The sequence below is a fragment of the Alteromonas sp. AO-Serp genome (assembly GCF_017849675.1).
Classification (GTDB): domain Bacteria; phylum Pseudomonadota; class Gammaproteobacteria; order Enterobacterales; family Alteromonadaceae; genus Alteromonas; species Alteromonas macleodii.
This window is the reverse complement of record NZ_JAFLMX010000048.1, coordinates 1-4,234: the sequence shown is the minus strand read 5'-3', so window position 1 is coordinate 4,234 and position 4,234 is coordinate 1. Positions and strand designations below refer to the sequence as shown.

Genomic DNA, 4,234 nt, shown 5'->3' with positions numbered 1-4,234 from the left:
GTTGTAGGGCCAAAGTTAAACCAGAAATTATCGGGGTTTATTCTTTTGTTTTTTAACTGATTAAGTTCGAATTTTAGCGACTCGAGCATTGATGGTGGATAGGCCATATTATCGACAAAGGTCAAATGGACACCATTGAACCAGATATCGAAACGAAGCAGTCCGCCTACAATTTCACTTCCGATGTCAAATAGGACTGTTTCTTTACTACCTATCACGTTTCAAATTCCTGGAATACATAACTTTCCAATAACGGGCGCAGGCATGTGGGGCATAATGGCGAAGCCGCCCCGCATGAATGTGTCCCAGCGACCGAAGGGAGTGCCAACAGCGTTTTGTTAGGCGTACAAATGAACGCACGCAGCTTTGCTGCTACCACTACCCGATAAGACCACTTATTTAAATTATTGAATTTAAGATAAAACAACCCTGTGCGAAATGCCAGATGTTAACAACATTGCTGGATAAAAGAGCGAGTTTAGAAAGCTGGTGATGTTGAATATTTGCGTTGCGATATTGATGAAAAGCGCGTTGCTAAAGCCGTTGAAACTATCAAAAAAGCAAGCTGTAAAGACAACCTAGCGAAACAACCTTGATGCTGTAATGTCACATCCGAATCACCATTTATTGCTGTGAGTAAATGACGCCTAACGCCCCGCTTAGGGGCAATAACACGTGGGCTAAAATTGGAGCGAAGCGACTGAGCCCACGTGTTATTGTCTCAGGGAGCTTGCGAACCTCCTAATTGATGCGTTTTATATATTTTCACTCATCGTATATTGAATATCATCATGAGGTGGAACGAACCGGAGTAATAAGCTATTTCATGACGAGAGTACTGGCACACCAATCACAGTTTTCCTGTACTAATCTCCCATCTACAGGTAAAGATGACGACTAATATATTACGTAAAACCAAAATAATTCCTCCGTTTAACTTTAACACGCTAGCCCACTCTGAAAGCCACCTGTAACATAGGGTAATGTGTAGAGCTAATTTGTCTTATATCACGTCAATTTATGCGAACAAGCATCTAAAGGAATAGCTATGGCAGCCAAATCAACTATCACTCATCAATATGATTTACAAATGACAGTCATAGACATCTTGGCATTGCCTGAAGAACGCTGCGTGGCCTTGAGTTGGAGCCAAGATAGTGGGTATCAATTTATTGCGTTGCAAGAAGGTAACTTTGTTCCTCTTTCCTACACGATATCGTATGACTTAGAAGAACTCTCATGTGCTGCCTTGTTTAAAACTACATCTGGATTCGGCTGTGTATTCCCCGATAGTGTTGTTACCTATACGCTCTCAGATAGTCACTTTCAAACATATCCTTTCGCCGAACCGTTTCCAATGGATGCTGCAAACCGTTCAACGTCACCGGTAAAAGCTCACATGGATGAACACACTGGTACAATCCACGTAATTTTCGAAGATTTCTTTTATAAAAGACGAGGACGGTTTATTTCAAAAATAAGTTTAAATAACAACCTTGCTCATTATTCCCCATTGTATGCTTTTCCGTTCAACACAGCTTGGTATCACGAATGTAGTGACATCTGTTTTGATAAAAGGCCTCTTGTGCTCGCCATTAATTGCCCATCACTATGGCACAAAAGAGAGCCGTGCCCTTCGCGATCAACGCACCTAACGGTGATCAATGATGATGGTATCTCTAACGTGACTTCGACTGAACACGGCCATGGGAGCTTTTCTTCAGATAAACAACACCTGATGGTTAAAACAATCTTCAGTCCCTATAGCATTCATTTTTATTCTCTATCGGGTGATAAAGCATTTGTTCTAAACTTAACACCCAAGCGGGTACTGGGAAACATTGATAAGAAGTGGTTGACACTCTTCGATAAATTTAACGACACTTTATGGCTTGCTCGCGATTATGATGTAACTCAGGTAAAGCTCTTGCGATAAACGCCTTACAATGCTTCGAACATAACTCTGCCAACTTCATTACACCGCTACGTTGGACTCAAATTAAGTAAAAATATGGGTAGTCCGTAAAAGGAAAGCTTTTATCGGACGAGTGAAAGTGAGTTTTTGTGGCTATCTTGACAGACTCCATCGCCGCTGACGCGGTTATCTAACTGAGTTATGTCAGACGTCCGCTTTACGCTCGAAGCCGACATTGAAGGTTATTCAAAGGAAGCTATATCTCACTCCCAACACGAATGGCCAAGCTCAACACATAAAAAAACGAGTGCTTAAAAGCACTCGTTTTCAATTGGCTCTTTTACGTGGCCTAGCCCTCGTTTCCACGCTTAGCCTAGCGTGTCGAAAAACCTCAGTCGACGATAAGTGTTACTAAGTTTAAACTTAGTATTCCCACCATCCTTCTTGCCACCACTCCAAAAACTCTTCAAAGTCGATGTAACCGTCGTCGTTACTATCGATAAGCTTAAAGCCTTCTTGTACGTGGCTAGCTTTCGTTTTTGGTGAAATAACGGTTAGAAGCTCGATGAACTCCGGCAAATCGATTTGGCCGTTGCCATCACGATCGAAAAAGCTGAAGTCCTTTCTAATTTCTTCAATTTTAGATTCTGAAAGTTGAGTGCTCACTCGCATTCCTTATTTCAACTGCAATAAGCACGAGTGTAACGCCCTTCTTTCTAGCTGTCTACGCCTGATTTTCTTTTGCTTTAAGTGCGCGTAAACGTTGAGCTTCTGCTTTTTCCTGACGCTTTTGTTCCATGGTCAAACGCGCTTCCGTTCCTACATGCTCTTGTTGACGCTCTTTTGCCAGCTGAACCTGTTTTTCACGTTCTCTAAAGCGAGCAATTTGATCGTCGGTATGGGTACCAAAGCAGTGTGGGCAGCTTACACCCGGCTCATACTTATCACTCTGCTTGTCTTCTTCAGTAATTGGAAGTCTGCACGCGTAGCACTGCTCATAATGGCTTTTCTCTAAGTCATGGTTAACTGCAACGCGATTATCAAATACAAAGCAATCGCCTTCCCACAATGACTCTTCTTTCGGTACATCTTCAAGGTACTGTAGAATACCGCCTTCTAAGTGATAAACCTCGTCAAATCCCTGCTCTTTCAAGTAAGCCGTCGATTTTTCACAGCGAATACCACCGGTGCAGAACATAGCCACTTTTTTATTTTTTGACGGGTCGAGCTCTTTTGCTACGTATTCAGGAAACTCACGAAACGTTTCTGTTTTAGGGTCGATAGCGTGTTTGAACGTACCAATTTCAATTTCATAACCGTTTCGCGTGTCAATAACCGTAACATCTGGGTCGCTAATAAGTGCGTTCCAGTCTTTAGGTTTTACGTAAGTACCAACGGTTTTGCGAGGGTCAATACCCTCAACGCCCATGGTCACAATTTCTTTTTTCAGTTTTACCTTGGTGCGATAGAACGGCTGCTCATCGTGAAGAGATTCTTTGCAAGAAATAGGATTAATACGCTCGTCGCTGTTTAAATAAGCAAGTAATGCGTCGATACCTTCGCGGGTACCAGAAACCGTACCGTTTATCCCTTCGTGGGCAAGAAGAAGTGTACCTTTAATGCCATTAGCTTCCATTGTTTCGAGAAGCGGTTGGCGGATTTCTTTGAAGTTTTCAAGCGCAACAAATTTATACATTGCGCATACAATATATTTAGACATATTTTAACCTTTGCTGATTGGAGCGTAAGACCAGTGCAAAAATGCGGCGCGCAATATAACAAAAAGGAAGGATAAAAACTAGGGCGGATAGATATGGTTTAGTATTCTAAAGCCTGAGCGGGTTTGGCATGCAGCCAAGAATTTGAAGAACTACTAAGCAATATTCTCAAATGATGGAAAGTTGGGCGGGTTCCCTTGTTGTAGGTGGCTCTCTTTATCTTGTGAAGAAAGGATATCGTACAGCAGCGTATTGTCTTCCTTCACAGTGTTGGCGTATTGCTTTTTCTATCGCTTTTGTGTTGCCAAACTACAGTTCTCAACGATATCGTCTGGCAAACGTTTATGATCATCAGTTTGAGCCTATGGCGCAGGCTTCATACTCAAATATAGCCTAGCCGACGTATAATCCTGGGAAACAAGTGTGGAAAATATATGCATAGCCTCCCACTCACTTTCATTCGCAGCTAAAGCTGGCCGCCGATAATGGTTAAGCGCTGCCAGTTGAGCTTCAATATTATCTTTTTTGTCTAACTCGGAACTTGCTGCCTCAATTTCAAAGGGCTCTGCAACGCTATATTGCTGCATAGCAAGATACAAAG

4 protein-coding genes and 1 pseudogene are annotated in these 4,234 nt (G+C 42.3%); 1 reads left to right on the top strand and 4 read right to left on the bottom strand.

What is annotated here, in order from left to right; translation table 11 throughout:
* Positions 1 to 218: hypothetical protein (locus QVA83_RS04330; RefSeq protein WP_287498151.1), on the bottom strand; the 218-nt coding region annotated here is incomplete at its 3' end.
* A gap of 830 nt (positions 219 to 1,048) precedes the next feature.
* On the opposite strand from QVA83_RS04330, the gene QVA83_RS04325 reads away from it, so the two are divergent.
* Positions 1,049 to 1,936 carry a hypothetical protein gene (locus tag QVA83_RS04325; protein WP_101564628.1) on the top strand — a complete coding sequence of 296 codons (888 nt, stop codon included), beginning with the start codon at positions 1,049 to 1,051 and terminating at the stop codon, positions 1,934 to 1,936.
* A gap of 402 nt (positions 1,937 to 2,338) precedes the next feature.
* On the opposite strand, the gene QVA83_RS04320 is transcribed toward QVA83_RS04325, so the two are convergent.
* The 3 genes and pseudogenes from QVA83_RS04320 to QVA83_RS04310 all read right to left on the bottom strand — a co-directional run.
* Positions 2,339 to 2,587, bottom strand: a complete 249-nt coding sequence (locus QVA83_RS04320) for an EF-hand domain-containing protein (RefSeq protein ID WP_039220280.1) — start codon at positions 2,585 to 2,587, stop codon at positions 2,339 to 2,341.
* Between the two features lie 52 nt (positions 2,588 to 2,639).
* On the bottom strand, positions 2,640 to 3,635 hold the full coding sequence (gene trhO / locus QVA83_RS04315; RefSeq protein ID WP_014949513.1) for an oxygen-dependent tRNA uridine(34) hydroxylase TrhO: 996 nt from the start codon (positions 3,633 to 3,635) through the stop codon (positions 2,640 to 2,642).
* 360 nt (positions 3,636 to 3,995) lie between these two features.
* Positions 3,996 to 4,234 (bottom strand): annotated as a pseudogene (locus tag QVA83_RS04310) (VC2046/SO_2500 family protein); the annotation flags it as partial.

What these genes read in the sequence shown, in the direction of transcription:
- QVA83_RS04325 (WP_101564628.1), top strand. Translation starts at nt 1,049, where the DNA reads ATGGCAGCCAAATCAACTATCACTCATCAATATGATTTACAAATGACA.
- QVA83_RS04320 (WP_039220280.1), bottom strand. Translation starts at nt 2,587, where the DNA reads ATGCGAGTGAGCACTCAACTTTCAGAATCTAAAATTGAAGAAATTAGA.
- trhO (WP_014949513.1), bottom strand. Translation starts at nt 3,635, where the DNA reads ATGTCTAAATATATTGTATGCGCAATGTATAAATTTGTTGCGCTTGAA.